Annotated in this window: 15 protein-coding genes; 9 read left to right on the top strand and 6 right to left on the bottom strand. The window is 73.4% G+C overall.

Annotated elements, in window-relative coordinates:
* On the top strand, positions 1-560 hold a 560-nt coding region (locus ACFPBZ_RS18895; RefSeq protein ID WP_378037645.1), incomplete at its 5' end, for an HNH endonuclease signature motif containing protein.
* A gap of 216 nt (positions 561-776) precedes the next feature.
* On the opposite strand, the gene ACFPBZ_RS18890 is transcribed toward ACFPBZ_RS18895, so the two are convergent.
* Positions 777-1784 (bottom strand): helix-turn-helix transcriptional regulator, encoded by a 1008-nt coding sequence (locus ACFPBZ_RS18890; RefSeq protein WP_378037644.1) that lies wholly within the window; start codon positions 1782-1784, stop codon positions 777-779.
* A gap of 96 nt (positions 1785-1880) precedes the next feature.
* On the opposite strand from ACFPBZ_RS18890, the gene ACFPBZ_RS18885 reads away from it, so the two are divergent.
* Positions 1881-2102: a hypothetical protein gene (locus tag ACFPBZ_RS18885; RefSeq protein ID WP_378037643.1), complete on the top strand. Its 222-nt coding sequence runs from the start codon at positions 1881-1883 to the stop codon at positions 2100-2102.
* A gap of 187 nt (positions 2103-2289) precedes the next feature.
* Here the strand turns inward: ACFPBZ_RS18885 and ACFPBZ_RS18880 are convergent, their stop codons facing one another.
* Positions 2290-2892, bottom strand: coding sequence for a response regulator transcription factor (locus tag ACFPBZ_RS18880; RefSeq protein WP_378037642.1), 603 nt, complete (start codon positions 2890-2892; stop codon positions 2290-2292).
* Positions 2893-3051: 159 nt separating this feature from the next.
* Here ACFPBZ_RS18880 and aroQ point away from each other — a divergent pair, with 159 nt between their 5' ends.
* The gene (aroQ, locus tag ACFPBZ_RS18875; RefSeq protein ID WP_378037641.1) at positions 3052-3498 is read left to right on the top strand and encodes a type II 3-dehydroquinate dehydratase; all 447 of its coding nucleotides are present in this window, start codon (positions 3052-3054) and stop codon (positions 3496-3498) included.
* Positions 3499-3532: 34 nt separating this feature from the next.
* Here aroQ and ACFPBZ_RS18870 read toward each other — a convergent pair whose 3' ends face one another.
* Both ACFPBZ_RS18870 and ACFPBZ_RS18865 read right to left on the bottom strand, forming a co-directional pair.
* Complete coding sequence (locus ACFPBZ_RS18870) at positions 3533-4399, bottom strand: alpha/beta fold hydrolase (RefSeq protein ID WP_378037640.1); 867 nt, start codon at positions 4397-4399, stop codon at positions 3533-3535.
* Positions 4400-4429: 30 nt separating this feature from the next.
* Positions 4430-5785 (bottom strand): NAD(P)/FAD-dependent oxidoreductase, encoded by a 1356-nt coding sequence (locus ACFPBZ_RS18865; RefSeq protein ID WP_378037639.1) that lies wholly within the window; start codon positions 5783-5785, stop codon positions 4430-4432.
* Between the two features lie 153 nt (positions 5786-5938).
* Here ACFPBZ_RS18865 and ACFPBZ_RS18860 point away from each other — a divergent pair, with 153 nt between their 5' ends.
* From ACFPBZ_RS18860 to ACFPBZ_RS18850, 3 genes are read left to right on the top strand one after another with little or no spacing between them, the layout of a single operon-like run.
* Positions 5939-7042, top strand: coding sequence for an SDR family oxidoreductase (locus ACFPBZ_RS18860; RefSeq protein ID WP_378037638.1), 1104 nt, complete (start codon positions 5939-5941; stop codon positions 7040-7042).
* 23 nt (positions 7043-7065) lie between these two features.
* A complete protein-coding gene (locus tag ACFPBZ_RS18855; RefSeq protein ID WP_378037637.1) occupies positions 7066-7911 on the top strand; it encodes a glutamate racemase in 846 nt (281 codons plus the stop codon).
* Between the two features lie 41 nt (positions 7912-7952).
* The gene (locus ACFPBZ_RS18850) at positions 7953-8738 is read left to right on the top strand and encodes a polysaccharide lyase (protein ID WP_378037636.1); all 786 of its coding nucleotides are present in this window, start codon (positions 7953-7955) and stop codon (positions 8736-8738) included.
* 16 nt (positions 8739-8754) lie between these two features.
* On the opposite strand, the gene ACFPBZ_RS18845 is transcribed toward ACFPBZ_RS18850, so the two are convergent.
* Positions 8755-9348: a TMEM165/GDT1 family protein gene (locus ACFPBZ_RS18845; protein ID WP_378037635.1), complete on the bottom strand. Its 594-nt coding sequence runs from the start codon at positions 9346-9348 to the stop codon at positions 8755-8757.
* 487 nt (positions 9349-9835) lie between these two features.
* Between ACFPBZ_RS18845 and ACFPBZ_RS18840 the strand changes: the two genes are divergently transcribed.
* Positions 9836-10888: an alpha/beta hydrolase gene (locus ACFPBZ_RS18840; RefSeq protein ID WP_378037634.1), complete on the top strand. Its 1053-nt coding sequence runs from the start codon at positions 9836-9838 to the stop codon at positions 10886-10888.
* Positions 10889-10928: 40 nt separating this feature from the next.
* On the opposite strand, the gene ACFPBZ_RS18835 is transcribed toward ACFPBZ_RS18840, so the two are convergent.
* Positions 10929-11660 carry a beta-ketoacyl-ACP reductase gene (locus ACFPBZ_RS18835; protein WP_378037633.1) on the bottom strand — a complete coding sequence of 244 codons (732 nt, stop codon included), beginning with the start codon at positions 11658-11660 and terminating at the stop codon, positions 10929-10931.
* A 276-nt stretch (positions 11661-11936) separates the two neighbouring features.
* On the opposite strand from ACFPBZ_RS18835, the gene ACFPBZ_RS18830 reads away from it, so the two are divergent.
* Both ACFPBZ_RS18830 and ACFPBZ_RS18825 read left to right on the top strand, forming a co-directional pair.
* The gene (locus tag ACFPBZ_RS18830; RefSeq protein WP_378037632.1) at positions 11937-13202 is read left to right on the top strand and encodes an alpha/beta fold hydrolase; all 1266 of its coding nucleotides are present in this window, start codon (positions 11937-11939) and stop codon (positions 13200-13202) included.
* 164 nt (positions 13203-13366) lie between these two features.
* Positions 13367-14545 (top strand): acetyl-CoA C-acetyltransferase, encoded by a 1179-nt coding sequence (locus ACFPBZ_RS18825; RefSeq protein WP_378037631.1) that lies wholly within the window; start codon positions 13367-13369, stop codon positions 14543-14545.
* The last annotated feature ends 24 nt before the right edge of the window (positions 14546-14569 follow it).

The raw sequence follows: 14569 nt of genomic DNA, 5'->3' as shown, positions 1-14569 counted from the left end.
CCTGCGCCCTGGACCCCGACGAGCACCCCGCCACCACCACCCGCGACCGCGACCAGCGGCTGCCGCGGACCGCACTGGCCCGGTGGATCGACGCCCGCGACCACCAGTGCGTCGCGCCCGGCTGCAGCAAGCTCGCCCGCCGCTGCGACCACGACCACACCCTCGACTGGCAGTACGGCGGACGCACCCAGGCCGACGAGCTGGCCAACCTCTGCCGCCACCACCACCGCGGCAAACACACCGGCCGCTGGCACTACACCCAGCCCGACCCCGGCCGCTTCCAGGTCACCGACCCCACCGGCACCGTCCACCACACCGCGAGCCGCGTCACCAACCCACTACCCGGGCCCGTGGCACGCCGCTACCCGTACCCGTGGCACCTGCTCGACCTCGACCCCGCGAAGCCCCGCCCCGACTTCGAACCCCGCCCCAACCGCGACGGCATCATCACCGACAAGGCCATCCAGACCTCCATCCGCCTCGGCATCCGCGCCGCCACGAAGACCGGGCGGGTCGAGCAGCCGACGGAGGACATCGACGACACCGACCCACCCTTCTGACCGCGGGGTGTCGATGCGGGGGGCGACCGGGTGCGCACTCGAGCCTCGGGCCGCGAGGGGCCATGAGACGAGGTATGGTCGCGAGGACGGCGCCGGGCTCGTCCCTCGAGCCCGGCGCCCTCCTCTTGCGCAGCCACCGCGAGCGCCACCACAACACTCGCACGGGCCGGTCTGGTGGAGATGTCCGTCGGACGATCTCGTTGAGGTGAGCCTAGCCTAACCCCGAGCGGGCGCAACCCCGGGGTTGGACGAATTCGCCGCGCGCAGGCAGCGCTCCCCCAGCGAGCGCAGCGCCGCGGTCAGCTCCGGGGGCTCCTCCACCTCGAGGTCGAGCTCCATCGCGACGAGGAGGAACGCGGCCGAGGACGCCGCGTCGCTCGAGAGCTGCACGCGGGTGGTGCCGTCGCCGAGGTCGGTCAGCCGGACCTGGTCGGTCCAGATGCGCCGGCGCACCTCGTCGATGCCCGCCAGCACGCGGGCCCGGCACCGGAAGGGCCGCACGTCGGCGACCTTCGAGGCGACGTAGGCGGCGGGATCACCGCCGGGGACGTCCCGCGGGACGAAGCGGGGCCCGGTCGCGAGGCCGTCGGGCGAGACGCGGGGTCGGGTGCGGTCGAGGCGGAGGGTGCGCCAGTCGTCGCGGCCCAGGTCGTAGGCGAGCAGGTACCAGCGGCGTCCCCACGACACGAGGTGGTGGGGCTCGACCCGCCGGCGGGTCTCGGTGCCGTCGAAGGCGGTGTAGTCGAGCTCGAGCACGCGCCGGTCCCGGCAGGCGGCGCCGACGGCGACGAGGTCCTTCGGGTCGACCGACGGCAGCGCGCGGATCGGGGCCACGGTCGACACCGGCACCGCGGCGACCCGTCGGCGCAGGCGGTCCGGGAGGATGCGTTCGAGCTTGACCAGGGCCCGGACCGCGGTCTCGCCCAGCCCGGCGACGCCCACTCCTCCGGAGCCCGCGGCCGTCTGCAGCGTCACCGCGACGGCGACCGCCTCCTCGTCGTCGAGCAGGAGCGGCGGCAGAGCGGCGCCGGCGCCGAGCCGGTAGCCACCGGTCGGGCCGAGGTCGACCTCGACGGGGTAGTCGAGGCCGCGCAGCTTGTCGACGTCGCGGCGCACGGTCCGGACCGAGACGTCGAGCCGCTCCGCGAGCTCGGGACCCGACCACTCGGGGCGGGTCTGGAGCAGCGAGAGCAGGCGCAGCAGCCGGGCCGAGGTCTCGAGCACCCGGCCATGATGGCGTCCGAGGCGGTCAGGATGTGACCGCGTCGTCAGCGCGTCGGGCCACCGCGCGGATCGTCAGTACCCGTACGATCGCGCCCGATGACCGCGAAGGTGAAGTCTGCTCCGCGCTACCGCTTCCAGCGCGACACCCGGTATCTCGTCACCGTCACCTCCGACGGCGCCGAGTCCCAGCACCGGGTCGACGCCTACCAGGGCTGGCTCGCCGGCCCCGACGGCATCCGGCACCGCTTCGGCGCCCAGCGCCGGACCCGGACCGAGATCCGGGACGACCGGATCGCGTCCACGGTGGGCCCGCTGTAGGACCTCCACGGCCTGACCCGTCACGACGAGCACACGCCCGGCCACTGCCCGGCCGGGCGTGTCCCCCCTCGTCGCGGGTGACCCCGCGAGGTCGTACCCGACCCGTCGCCGTGCTCGCCCGACGATGCCGCCGCCTCCGACTCGGCGGATCGTCCGGTTCGCTGCCCAGCGACGGAGGACGATCGACTCAGCTGACCAGGCCGCAGCGGAAGCCCTGGGCCACCGCCTGCGCGCGGTCGGACGCCGAGAGCTTGCGGAACAGGCGCCGCGCGTGGGTCTTCACGGTGTCCTCGGACAGGTAGAGCTCGCGCCCGATCTGACCGTTGCTCTTGCCCTGGCTCATCCCGCGGAGCACCTGCATCTCGCGCTCGGTCAGGTTGACCCCGGTGCCCGGCTCCGCCGTCTGGCGCTGCGCGGGGAAGACATCGCCCATGGTCGTCGAGGCGAGCGCGGCGACGAGCTCGGGGCGCGAGGCGTCCCAGCGCAGGTAGCCGCGGGCGCCGCCCGCGATCGCGGCGGCGATGCTGCCGGCGTCGTCCGGGGCCCCGAAGACGATGACGTTGGCCTGGTGGTGGGCGGCGACGAGCCGCCGCGTGGCCTCGGCGCCGGTGCTGACGGCACGCTGGGTCCCGACGAACACCACGTCGACCGGCTGGCGGGCGTAGCGGGCCATCAGGTCCTCGGGGGTGGCGACGCAGTCGATGCGCTGCACGCCCGGCACGGCCGACATGACACGGGTCAGGCCCTCACGGACACTGCGCCGGTCGTCACAGATCAGAACCGTCCTCATAAAGACTCCCGTCCCAGTCCTGCCTCCCTGCGGCAGGGCCGCCCACTGTGGGCGATGTCCTTCCATCGGCGTCCCCACCCGGGACCTTGACCCTCGAATCACATCGCTGTTGTTATCCCTCTGTGATCGATCGGAGACCCCGTGTCGCAGAATCGTGAAATGCACGAACCCCGTCCGGTACTCCTGCTCCACGGCCCGAACCTGAATCTGCTGGGGCGCCGCGAGCCCGACGTGTACGGCTCCACCACGCTCGCCGACGTCGACGAGCGCGCCCGCACCCTCGGGGCCGAGCTCGGCCTGCGGGTCGACGCCCGGCAGAGCAACCACGAGGGCGTGCTGATCGACGCGGTGCACGAGGCGATGACCGACTTCGCCGGGGTGGTCGTCAACCCGGGCGGTCTCACCCACACCTCGGTCGCCCTGCGCGACGCCCTCGCCGCGATCCCGGTACCGGTCGTCGAGGTGCACATCTCGAACGTGCACGCCCGCGAGGAGTTCCGGCACCACTCCTACGTCTCCGGCATCGCCACCGCGGTGATCGCGGGGGCCGGGACGCTCGGCTACGAGCTGGCGCTGCGGGTCGTCGCCGACCGGATCGGTCCCTGACCGACCAGCCCCGGACCGACCGGCCCCGGACCGGTCAGCGCCGACCGGACCTGAGGTCGGCGAGCTCGGCCTCGAGCACGTCGGGGAACTGCAGCGGCAGGAAGTGCGTGCCGGGCAGCCGCACCAGGCGCGCGCCCGGGACGGAGTCGGCGAGCGCCACCATCTCCTCGACCGGCGCCATCGTGTCGAACTCCCCGGCCACGACGGTCGTCGGGACCGAGATCGACGAGACCGGGATGGCGGGCTCCCGGCCGGCGGCGAGGACCATCGTCGAGAACCAGGTCCAGTCGTGGTGGGAGAACTCGCGGGCGACCTCGGCGAGCGTCTGCAGCGGCGGCGGGGACAGCGCGGCGAGCCCGCTGACGTCCATGCTCCGCGGGAGCAGCGAGATCAGCCCGGCCACCGGCGGGCCCACGAGGCGCAGCGACCAGGCGCTCGCCGTCGAGATCCCGCGCGAGACGAAGGACGGCGCCCAGGACGGACCGGTGCGGAACCCGCCACCGGCCACACCCCCGAGGACGAGCAGCGACGACACCCGCTCCGGGGCCCGGCGGGCGGCCTCGAAGGCGATCGCCACGCCCACCGACCACCCGACCACCGCGGCCTTCTCGATCCCGGCCGCGTCCATCACCGCGAACATGTCGTCGACGTGGTCGGCGATCGAGATCCGCATGGGGTCGGCCGGCCGCTCGGACCCGCCGAGCCCGCGGTGGTGCCAGGTCACGGCCCGCGGGGTGGTCGGGTTCGGCCGTCCGTCCCCGCCGAGGAACGGCCAGGCCGCCGGGGCGGCGCCGAGCCCGTTGGAGATGACGACGTCGGGGCCCGGCCGGCCCACGGCGCCGTTGTCCCACCAGCGGATGCGGGTGCCGTCGGGCGCGAGGACGTCGTCGAGCCGCGGCATCAGCCGGCCCCCATCAGGATTCGGATCCGCTCACGAGGCCCGCGCGCGGATCTCCTCCGCCGAGAGGTAGGACTGCGTGCCCTCGAACTCGTCGACGGTGGCCTTGCGATCGGACAGGAAGCCGATCCGGATGAAGTCGTCGCCGCCGAACAGGTGCAGGATCCAGTTCGCGACGACCCGGGCGCGGGTGCGCATCAGCGGCAGCGCGAACAGGTGGTAGCCGCGGGTCACCGCCTGCGCGGGCATCCCCTTGAGCTTCAGGTTCAGCGGGTGCGCCACGGCCTGCGAGCCACCGAGGTCGACGACGAGGCCGAGGTCGTGGTGGGAGTACTGCGTCAGTGCCCGGCCCTGCAGCGAGGCGACGACGTTGTCGGCGGCGGTCCGCGCCATCCGGCTCGCGTGCTGCGCGGTGGGCGGGCAGATGGCTTCCTTGTCGTCCTGCGTGAGGTCGGGGACCGCGGCGCAGTCGCCGAGGGCGAACACGCCGGGGTAGCCCGGCAGCTCGAGGTCGGCGCCGACCTGGACGCGCCCGCGGTTGAGGTCGACGTCGAGGTTCTTGACCAGCGGGCTCGAGGTCACGCCGGCGGTCCACACCAGCGTCCGGCACGGGATCACGGTGCCGTCGGAGAGCGTCACCCGGTCGGGGGTGACCTCCTCGACGCCGGTCTCCAGCTTGATCTCGACGCCGCGGCGGCGCAGGAGGTCGAGTGCCTGCTCGCCCAGCTTCTTGCCGAGCTCGGGCATGAGGCGCGGCGCGATGTCGACCAGCGTCCAGCGCACCATGCCGGGGTCGAGGCGCGGGAACCGCTTGAGCGCGGCCTCGGTGAGCAGCTGCAGCTGGGCGGCGGTCTCGGTGCCGGCGTAGCCGCCGCCGACCACGACGAAGCGGCAGCGGGCGGCCCGCTCCTCGTCGTCGGTGGAGGCGTTGGCCAGCTCGAGCTGGGAGAGCACGTGGTCGCGCAGGTAGGCGGCCTGGGCGAGGTTCTTCATCCCGAGGGCGTTCTCCTCGAGCCCGGGGATGTCGAACTGCCGGGTGACGCTGCCGGGCGCGAGGACCAGCCGGTCGTAGGGCAGGTCGACGACCTCGCCGCTGATCTTGCGGACGACGCAGCTCTTCGACGCGAGGTCGACCCCGACGACGGTGCCGGGCAGCCGGTGGGCGCGCTTGACCGCGCGGGGCAGCGGGACGGTCACGGCCTGCGCGGTGATGACGCCGGAGGCCACCTGCGGGAGCAGGGGCAGGTAGAGCATGTAGTCGTTGGGGGCGACGAGCACGACCTCGACCTCGCCACGCCCCATCTCCGCGCGCAGCACCTTCTCCAGGCGCTTGACGGTCTCCAGGCCGGCGAACCCCGCCCCGACCACCACGATCCTCTGGCTCTGCATGTCTTCCCTCTCACCGGCGGCGCCGTCACGCCGGCTGCGGTGCGCGACGTCCCTTGCGTGCGAAGGTGCCCCACGCGGGCCGGGCTGACACCCGTCGTCCCGCTGTGTGGGGACTCACCGCCCGGTACGGGCGGTACCGAATAGTCTCCGCCGGTGACCACCGTGCTGTTCACCGGCTTCCCGGGCTTCCTGGGCTCGGCCCTGCTCCCCCGCACGCTGCGGCGCGACCCGGAGGCCCGGGCCGTCGCGCTCGTCCAGGAGCGCTGGATGGACCGGGCGCGCGAGGCGCTCGCCGACATCGAGCGCGACGACCCCTCCGTGGCGGGGCGGACCGACCTCGTCGTCGGGGACATCACGACGACGGGTCTCGGGCTCGACGCGGCCGTGCGGTCGCGTCTGCTGGCCGACCGGCTCGAGATCTTCCACCTGGCTGCGGTCTACGACCTGTCCGTGGCCCCGGAGATCGCCTGGCGCGTGAACGTCGAGGGGACCCGCCAGGTCGTGGCGTTCGCCCGCGAGGCCGCCGACGGCGCCGGGCTGCGCCGCCTGCAGTACGTCTCCACCTGCTACGTCTCCGGGCGCTACGACGGCATCTTCGACGAGTCCGACCTCGAGCTCGGGCAGGCGTTCGCGAACCACTACGACCACACCAAGCACGAGGCCGAGCGGGTCGTCGTGAAGGCGCGGGACGCGGGGCTGCCCGTGACGATCTACCGGCCGTCGGTGGTGGTCGGCGACTCCACGACCGGGCGGACCCAGAAGTACGACGGGCCCTACTACGTGCTGCAGCTGCTCGCCCGCCAGGGCGGCACCGCGTTCATGCCGCTGCCCCCGGGGGCCGACCGGGTGGCGTTCAACCTCGTCCCCTCGGACTTCGTCGTCGACGGGATCGCCGCGCTCGCGGGGCACGAGGCCGCGGTGGGCCGCACCGTCGCGCTCGCCCAGCCCGACCCGCCGACGGTCGTCGAGATGTGCGAGGCGTTCGCCGCCCGGCTCGGCAAGCGGCTGCGGGTGGTGCCGACCCCGACGTCGCTGGCCGGCTTCGGCATCGACCACGTGCCCGGGGTCGGGCGCCTGTTCCAGGTGCCGTCCTCGACGCTGGAGTACCTGACCCACCCGACGATCTACGACACCGCGGCCACCACCGCGCTGCTCGCGGAGGTGGGGGTGCGCTGCCCGACCTTCGACGAGCACGTCGGCCCGATGGTCGAGTACTTCCTCGCCCACCCCGAGGTCGGCACCGCCGCGATGGTCTGACCCGCCCCGCGTACCCTCGCCATGTGCCTGCGAGGCGAGCCGACCCCTCGATCCGGATCGCACTGATCGATTCCGGGCTGGGGATGCTGCCGACGGCGGGGTGGCTGCGCCACCTGCGTCCCGACGCCCACCTCGACCTGCTCATGGATCCCGTCGGCATGCCCTGGGGCGGTCGCCCGGCCGACTGGATCGTCGAGCGGGTCCTCGGGGTCGCGCGGCTGGCGGTGGCCCGCGGTGCCGACGCGGTCGTCGTGCCGTGCAACACCGCGAGCGTCAATGCGCTGGTGCCGATGCGCGCGGAGCTCGAGCCGGACCGCCCGGTCGTCGGGACGGTGCCGGCGATCAAGCCGGCGGCCGCGGCCGGCGAGCCGTTCGCGGTGTGGGCCACCGAGGGGACCACCGCCAGCACCTACCAGGCCGACCTCGTCGCCCTGTTCGCCGCGCCGGGGCAGGCGACGCCCGTGCCGTGTCCCGGGCTCGCCGACGCGGTCGAGGCCGCCGACGCCGACGCGATCGCCGCGGCCGTCGGAGCCGCCGCGCGGCACACGCCCGACGACGTGGCGGGCGTGGTGCTCGGCTGCACCCACTACCCGCTCGTCTCGACCGAGATCGCGGCCGCGCTGCCCGGGGTGCGGCTGCACGACAGCGCCGGCGCCGTCGCCGGGCAGGCCCTGCGCCGCCTCGGGCTGTGCCCCGCCCCGGGGGCCGAGCCGGCGGGGGTGACCGTGGTGCTCTCCGGCGACGAGGCCGACCTCCCGGCCCGGGCCCGCGCCTACCCCGTGGGCGCGGCGCTGGCCGCGGGCGGGCGGGTGGACGCCGCGCTCCTGCCGCCGGCGGTCCGCGAGCCGGGACGCGTCTCGCGGGTCTGACGAGACCGCGGACTCACCGGGCGGTCCGTAGCCTCGATCATGTGCCCCGAGGACTGACCCGGACCGTCGTCGGGATCGTGCTGGTGTTCCTGCTCGCCGGGTGCGCCACCGGCACCCGCTCGTCGTCGGGGAACGGGCCGTCCTCCGGGCCGACCGGCGACGGCGTCCTGTGGCGGGCCGGCGCCCAGTCGTCCACGGTCCTCGACACCTACCGCGTGACCCCGTGGAACACCGACGACGCCGAGGACCCCACCGCGGTCGCGTCGCCGGACGTGCCCGGACGCGCGGCCGTGGAGTACACGGTGCCCGGCGGCGGCACCCGCTCCGAGCTCGAGCCCGCGTACCGCAGCTTCCGACCCGGAGACGACTACTGGTTCGGCTTCGCCGTGCGCCTCGCCGACGGCTTCCCCGTCGACACCTCCGACTGGCAGGTGATCGCGCAGTGGAAGAACTCGGGCGACGGGAGCCCGCCGCTCTCGATCCAGGTGCACGGCGGCCGCTTCGTGCTCGAGGGCGGCGAGGCCATCGGTGAGCACTGGTCGCGCGACATCGGCCCGGCCGTGGCCGGGCAGCGCACCGACCTCGTGCTGCACGTCCGCTTCTCCGACGACCCCGACGAGGGAAGCGTCGACGTCCTGCAGGACGGCCGCGAGGTGGTGTCGGACTACCGGCCGCGCGGCGGCACGCTCTATCCCGACGAGGTGTCCTACCTCAAGACCGGCCTCTACCGGTCCTCCGACATCGACACCGACGGGACGCTCTACTACGACGACGTGGTGATCGCCTCGACCCGGGAGGCGGCCTCGGAGCTGGCGACGGCCTCCTGACCGCCAGCCCTGACCGCTAGCCGGCCAGCGCCTCGTAGGCCAGCCAGGCACCGAAGACGAAGAAGAGGACGGCCGCACCGATCCGGATCGCCCGCTCGGGCAGGTTGCGCCCGAGCAGCCGCCCGACGGCGATCGCGAGGCCGTCGGCCACCACCATGCCGACCGTGGAGCCGGCCCAGACCCCGACGACGCCGCCCCAGCCCGGGTACTGCGTGGCCAGCGTGATCGTCGCGAGCATCGTCTTGTCGCCCAGCTCGGCGAGGAAGAACGCGACCGAGGCGGCGATCACGGCCGACCCGCCGGAGCGCTGGGCCTTCTCCTGCTCGTCGGAGGTGAGCCGGTCGCCGCGCAGGGTCCACAGGCCGAAGGCCACGAAGGCGACGGCGGCGACGATGCTGATCCAGAAGGTGGGGATCGCGGCTCCGAGCAGGTACCCGACGCCCACGGACACCGCGTGCACCACCGCGGTGGCGACGGTGATGCCGATGAGCACCGGCAGCGCCTTGTAGCGGGTGGCGAAGGTGAGGGCCATCAGCTGCGACTTGTCGCCGAGCTCGGCGACGAAGATGACGGCGAAACTGACGGCCAGCGACATCAGGAAGATGTCCACGAGGTCCTCTCGTCCTCCGGGCCGTGCCGGCAGGACCTCGGACGGTCTCCGGCCCGGCCCGGTGCGTACAACGGGTCGGCCGAAGGTCTCGCCCGCCACCGCCCGGTCCCCCGGTGTCGATGGCCTCCGCGACCGGATGCACACCCGACGTCGGCCGGGCGGCGATCAGTGTGTCGATCGCGGTGTTGGGAGCTACTCCCCCTCGCTGGGCCCGACCCTAGCAGGCAGCCCGCGGCGGCCGGGCCGACTCGGCGATGCGTCACACCCCCCGCCGACCGACGCCGTACGGCCGGTCGTCTCCGCGACGCGCCGGTCACCCGGACGGGCGGTCGGTCCGGGATACCGGTCACCGCGCGCCCACGATCGTGCGCGGGCGAGCGCTGGCGCTGTGAGGTACGGCACGCCATGATCGGCCGCACCTGCCCGAACGGAGCAACGTGGTCGCTGTCGACCGCCGAACGGGGCGTCTGCGAGGAGAGGAGGCGTGATGCCGGGACCGACGCTGCGCTCGCACCCCGCCCTGTCCCGTCTCCGTCCCCCGCGCGAGGACCGCGACGTCGTCGGCGAGGTCGACATCGACGTGCGGACCCGCCTCTTCACCTGGTTCACCGACCGGGCCGGCGTGATCGCGATCAGCCGGATGAGCGCCGAGGACCTCGCCCGCGCCCGGGCCCGCCGGCTCTCGCACAACGTCGTCACCTCACGGGTGTTCGGGCCGATGCCCGGCGACGTCTCGCTCACCGACCTCCGCGTGGACACCGACGCCGGCCCGATGACCGTCCGCCTGTACCGGCCGCACGGCCCCCTGCCAGGCGGGCGGCGCCGGGAGGACGGACTGCCGATCGTCGTGAACTTCCACGGCGGTGGCGGGTCGCTCGGCAACCTCGACCAGTCCGACTGGCTGTGCGCGCAGGTGGCCGCGCGGATCGGCGCCCTCGTCGTCTCCGTGGACTACCGGCTCGCCCCGGAGCACCCCTACCCGGCCGGACGCGACGACGGGTACGCGGCCCTGACCTGGGCGGTGCGCCACGCCGACGCCCTCGGCGGCCGCGCCGACCGGGTGGCGGTGATGGGCGACAGCGCCGGGGGCAACCTGGCCGCCGTCGTCTGCCTGATGGCCCGCGAGGCCGGCCCCGCCATCGACGCCCAGGTGCTGATCTACCCGGTGGTCGACCTCTCGCTCGACGCGCCGTCGACCGACGCGTTCGAGCGGGGCCCGCTGCTCACCCGCGCCGACATGGACGTCTTCCGGGCCAACTACCTGGGCCCGGACGGCGACGCCACCGACCCGCTGTGCTCCCCGCTGCTGGCACCCGACCACCGCGGGCTCCCGCCCGCGCTGGTGATCACCGCGAAGGTGGACCCGCTGCACGACGACGGCGAGGCCTACGCGTACCGCCTGCGGGCGGCCGGCGTGCCGACGAGGCACAGCGACCACGCGCGGGCGGTCCACGGCTTCATGAGCTTCCCCGGCGTGTGCCGGGCGGCCACCGCCGCGCTCGACGAGATCTGCGTCGAGCTCGGCCGGCTCCTGGCCTGAGGGTCCGGGCGGCCCGGACGGGTCAGGGTGGTCGGGTCGGTCAGGCCGACATGAACAGCCCGCCGTTGACCGAGTAGACCTGCCCGGTGATGTAGGACGAGTCGGGATCGGCGAGGAACTCGACCACGCGCGCGACGTCGTCGGGCTGGCCGAGACGGCCCACCGGCACCTGGGCCACGATCTTCTCCAGGGCCGACTCGGGCACGCCGGCCACCATGTCGGTCTCGATGTAGCCCGGCGCCACGCAGTTCGCGGTGATGCCCTTCTTCGCGCCCTCCATAGCGAACGACATCGTCATGCCGAACAGCCCGGACTTGGTGGCCGCGTAGTTGGCCTGCCCGGCGTTGCCGCGCTCACCGATCACCGAGGAGATCGAGATGATCCGGCCGCTCTGGCGCTCCCGCATCTGCTGGAAGGCCAGGTGCGACATGTAGAAGGTGCCGGAGAGGTTGACCTGGATGACCTTGTCCCAGTCGTCGACCTCCATCTTGTGCAGCATCTTGTCGGCGGTGATGCCGGCGTTGTTGACGAGCACGTCGATGCGCCCGTGCTGGTCGTAGACCTCCTGCACCACGCGCTCGCAGTCCTCGCGCGAGCCGATGTTGCCCTGGTGGATCGTCATCCCGGGGTACTTCTCGGCCAGCTCCGCCGCGGTGTCCCGGCCGTTCGAGTAACCCACGGCCACCTTCATGCCGCGGCTCGCCAGCCGCTCCGAGATCGCCTTGCCGATGCCGCGCGCGCCCCCCGTCACCAGGGCGACCTGTCCAGTCATGTCCGCCATCGCGCAACCTCCGCTCGCCTCGCTCGTCCGCATCTCCTGCGGCCCGTCGCACGAGATCGTGCCCGGTCGTGCCGCCGGTCACACCTGTTCGTGCGGTCCGGGACACACCCGTGACGGCGGTTGCGCTGTTCGGCGGAACCCGACGAAGGGGACGCGTTGCGAAGCATCCCTAGCGCCTCTACGGTTCACCGAGCAGCCGGCGGTGCCGCCGGACCGCCCCGGGCGGCTCACGCACCTCGTGTTCCGGTTGCCCGAGGAGGGATCCCGATGACCGCGACCACCGACGAGGCCACCACCACCGACATCTCCGGTGCCGGTGCCCCGCTGGCCCCCGACGCGCCCCCGCTCGACCCGGTCGACCCCGCGGCCTACCTGCGCACGTTTCGTGGCGAGACGCTCAAGAACGCCACCACGGCCCTCGTCGAGGGCGGGGCGTACGTGACCACCCGTGCCCTCGCCCAGGCGGCGACGCCGCACCGCACCCTCTACGACGCCGCCCGCTGGTGGCGCCACGTGCTGGGCCGCCGCAAGCCGACCTGGTCGACCGAGCACCGGATCGTCTGGGAGACCCCGATCGCGCGGCTGCGGGACTTCACCGCGAGCTCCGTCGACGACGTGGTGCCCACCCTCGTGCTGCCCCCGCAGGCGGGCCACGACTCGTGCATCGTCGACTACGCGCCGAGCCAGTCGCAGATGCAGGTGATCCGCCAGGCGGGTCTCACCCGGGCGTTCACCCTCGACTGGGTCGGCGCCACGCAGCAGACGAAGAACACGACGATCGAGGACTACGTCGCGGTCGTGGACCGGGCGGTCGACACCGCGACGGCGGGCACCCGCCACACCACGGTCAACCTGGTGGGCGACTGCCAGGGCGGGTGGCTCTCCGCGATCTACGCGGCGCTGCACCCGGAGCGGGTCAACACGCTGACCCTCGCGGGCGCCCCGATCGACTTCCACGCGGGCGACACCGCGATCGGCGCCTCCTCGCGGGTCACCAGCCGCCGCTTCGGCACGCTGCCCTACAAGGCGATGGTCGCGATGGGCCGGGGCAACATGCCCGGTCAGTTCGTGCTCAACGGCTTCATCGCGATGAGCCCCGACGCCGAGATCGCCAAGCACGTCGACCTGCTGCGCCACCTCGACGACGACGCCGCCGTGGCCCGCTACCAGACCTTCGAGGACTGGTTCAAGCACACGCAGGACGTCCCCGGCGCGTTCTACCTCTGGCTCGTCGAGCACCTGTTCACCGGCAACGAGCTCGTCGAGGGCCGGCTGCACGTGGGCGGGCGCCGGGTCGACCTGGGCGCCCTGGACTGCCCGCTGTTCCTGCTCGGCGGGGCCACCGACCACATCACCCCGCCGGTGCAGGTCTTCCGCGCCGCGGACTTCGTGTCGACCCCGGCCGACAAGGTCTGGAAGCGCACCGCCCCGGGCGGGCACCTGGGCCTGTTCATGGGCAACCAGGCCCTGCGTGAGGAGTGGCCGCCGATCATGGAGGAGGTCGCGAAGGTGTCCGGGGTCGGCGACAGCTGAACCGATCCCCATCGGCGGCTCCACCCCGAGGGCTCCACGAAGCCCTGGGGTGTGGGCCGTGACACGGGTACGTTCGAGTCCCCGGTGGTCGCCGGTGCGGCTCAGCAAGCGTCAGTCGTGCCCCCATCTCGTCAGAGCCTCTCGCCAACCGACCAGGAGGACCCATGCCCGGTTCCGTCATCGTCTCCGGCGCCCGTACGCCGATCGGCAAGCTCTCCGGAGCGTATGCCGACCTCACCCCCCACCAGCTCGGAACGACCGCGATCACGAAGGCCCTCGAGCAGGCGGGGATCTCCGGCGACCAGGTCGAGTACCTGATCATGGGTCAGGTCATCCAGGCCGGCTCCGGCCAGAACCCGGCCCGCAAGACGGGGACCGACGCCGGCATCCCGATGTCGACCCCCTCGTTCACGCTGAACAAGGTCTGCCTCTCGGGTCTCGACGCGATCGCGATCGCCGACCAGATGATCCAGGCCGGCGACTACGACATCGTCGTCGCCGGTGGCATGGAGTCGATGACCGCGGCTCCGTACCTGCTGCCGAAGGCCCGCCGCGGCTACAAGTACGGCAACGGGACGATCATCGACGCCACCGAGTACGACGCGCTGACCGACGTCTACGACGCCGAGTCGATGGGCGCCTCGACCGAGCGCTTCGCCAAGGCGATCGGCCTCACCCGCGAGGCGATGGACGAGTACGCGGCGTACTCGCACCAGCGCGCGGCCGACGCGGCCAAGAACGGCCGCTTCGACGCCGAGTACGCCCCGGTGTCGGTGCCGCAGCGCAAGGGCGACCCGATCGTCGTCTCCGAGGACGAGGGCGTCCGCGGCGACACCACCGCCGAGGGCCTGGGCAAGCTCCGCCCGGCGTTCTCCAAGGACGGCATCATCACCGCCGGCACGTCGTCGCAGATCTCCGACGGCGCCGCGGCCGCGGTGATCATGTCGGAGAAGAAGGCGAAGGAGCTCGGCCTCGAGGTCCTCGCCCGGATCGGGCACCACGGCTGGGTCGCCGGCCCCGACAACTCGCTGCTCTCGCAGCCGTCGCGGGCGATCAACAAGGCCCTCGAGCGCGAGGGTCTGAAGGCCGACCAGCTCGAGATGCTCGAGCTCAACGAGGCCTTCGCCGCGGTCGCGCTGCAGTCGACGAGCGAGCTGGGCGTCGACCCGGAGCGGGTCAACCCCGACGGCGGGGCCATCTCGCTGGGTCACCCGGTAGGCATGTCCGGCGCCCGCATCGCGATCCACCTGGCGCACGAGCTCAAGCGTCGCGGTGGCGGCATCGGCGCGGCCGGCCTCTGCGGCGGCGGCGGCCAGGGCTCCGGCCTGATCCTGCACGTCTGAGCAGTCCGCACCACCCGCACGGGC

Origin of the sequence: Actinomycetospora atypica (assembly GCF_042653685.1) — a bacterium.
In the GTDB taxonomy this organism is placed as follows: Bacteria; Actinomycetota; Actinomycetes; order Mycobacteriales; family Pseudonocardiaceae; genus Actinomycetospora; species Actinomycetospora atypica.
Note: the sequence above shows the minus strand (reverse complement) of the source record. Positions and strands in the feature narration are given on the sequence as shown.

What these genes read in the sequence shown, in the direction of transcription:
- ACFPBZ_RS18835 (WP_378037633.1), bottom strand. Translation starts at nt 11,660, where the DNA reads ATGACTGGACAGGTCGCCCTGGTGACGGGGGGCGCGCGCGGCATCGGC.
- aroQ (WP_378037641.1), top strand. Translation starts at nt 3,052, where the DNA reads ATGCACGAACCCCGTCCGGTACTCCTGCTCCACGGCCCGAACCTGAAT.
- ACFPBZ_RS18830 (WP_378037632.1), top strand. Translation starts at nt 11,937, where the DNA reads ATGACCGCGACCACCGACGAGGCCACCACCACCGACATCTCCGGTGCC.
- ACFPBZ_RS18840 (WP_378037634.1), top strand. Translation starts at nt 9,836, where the DNA reads ATGCCGGGACCGACGCTGCGCTCGCACCCCGCCCTGTCCCGTCTCCGT.
- ACFPBZ_RS18870 (WP_378037640.1), bottom strand. Translation starts at nt 4,399, where the DNA reads ATGCCGCGGCTCGACGACGTCCTCGCGCCCGACGGCACCCGCATCCGC.
- ACFPBZ_RS18880 (WP_378037642.1), bottom strand. Translation starts at nt 2,892, where the DNA reads ATGAGGACGGTTCTGATCTGTGACGACCGGCGCAGTGTCCGTGAGGGC.
- ACFPBZ_RS18885 (WP_378037643.1), top strand. Translation starts at nt 1,881, where the DNA reads ATGACCGCGAAGGTGAAGTCTGCTCCGCGCTACCGCTTCCAGCGCGAC.
- ACFPBZ_RS18825 (WP_378037631.1), top strand. Translation starts at nt 13,367, where the DNA reads ATGCCCGGTTCCGTCATCGTCTCCGGCGCCCGTACGCCGATCGGCAAG.
- ACFPBZ_RS18865 (WP_378037639.1), bottom strand. Translation starts at nt 5,785, where the DNA reads ATGCAGAGCCAGAGGATCGTGGTGGTCGGGGCGGGGTTCGCCGGCCTG.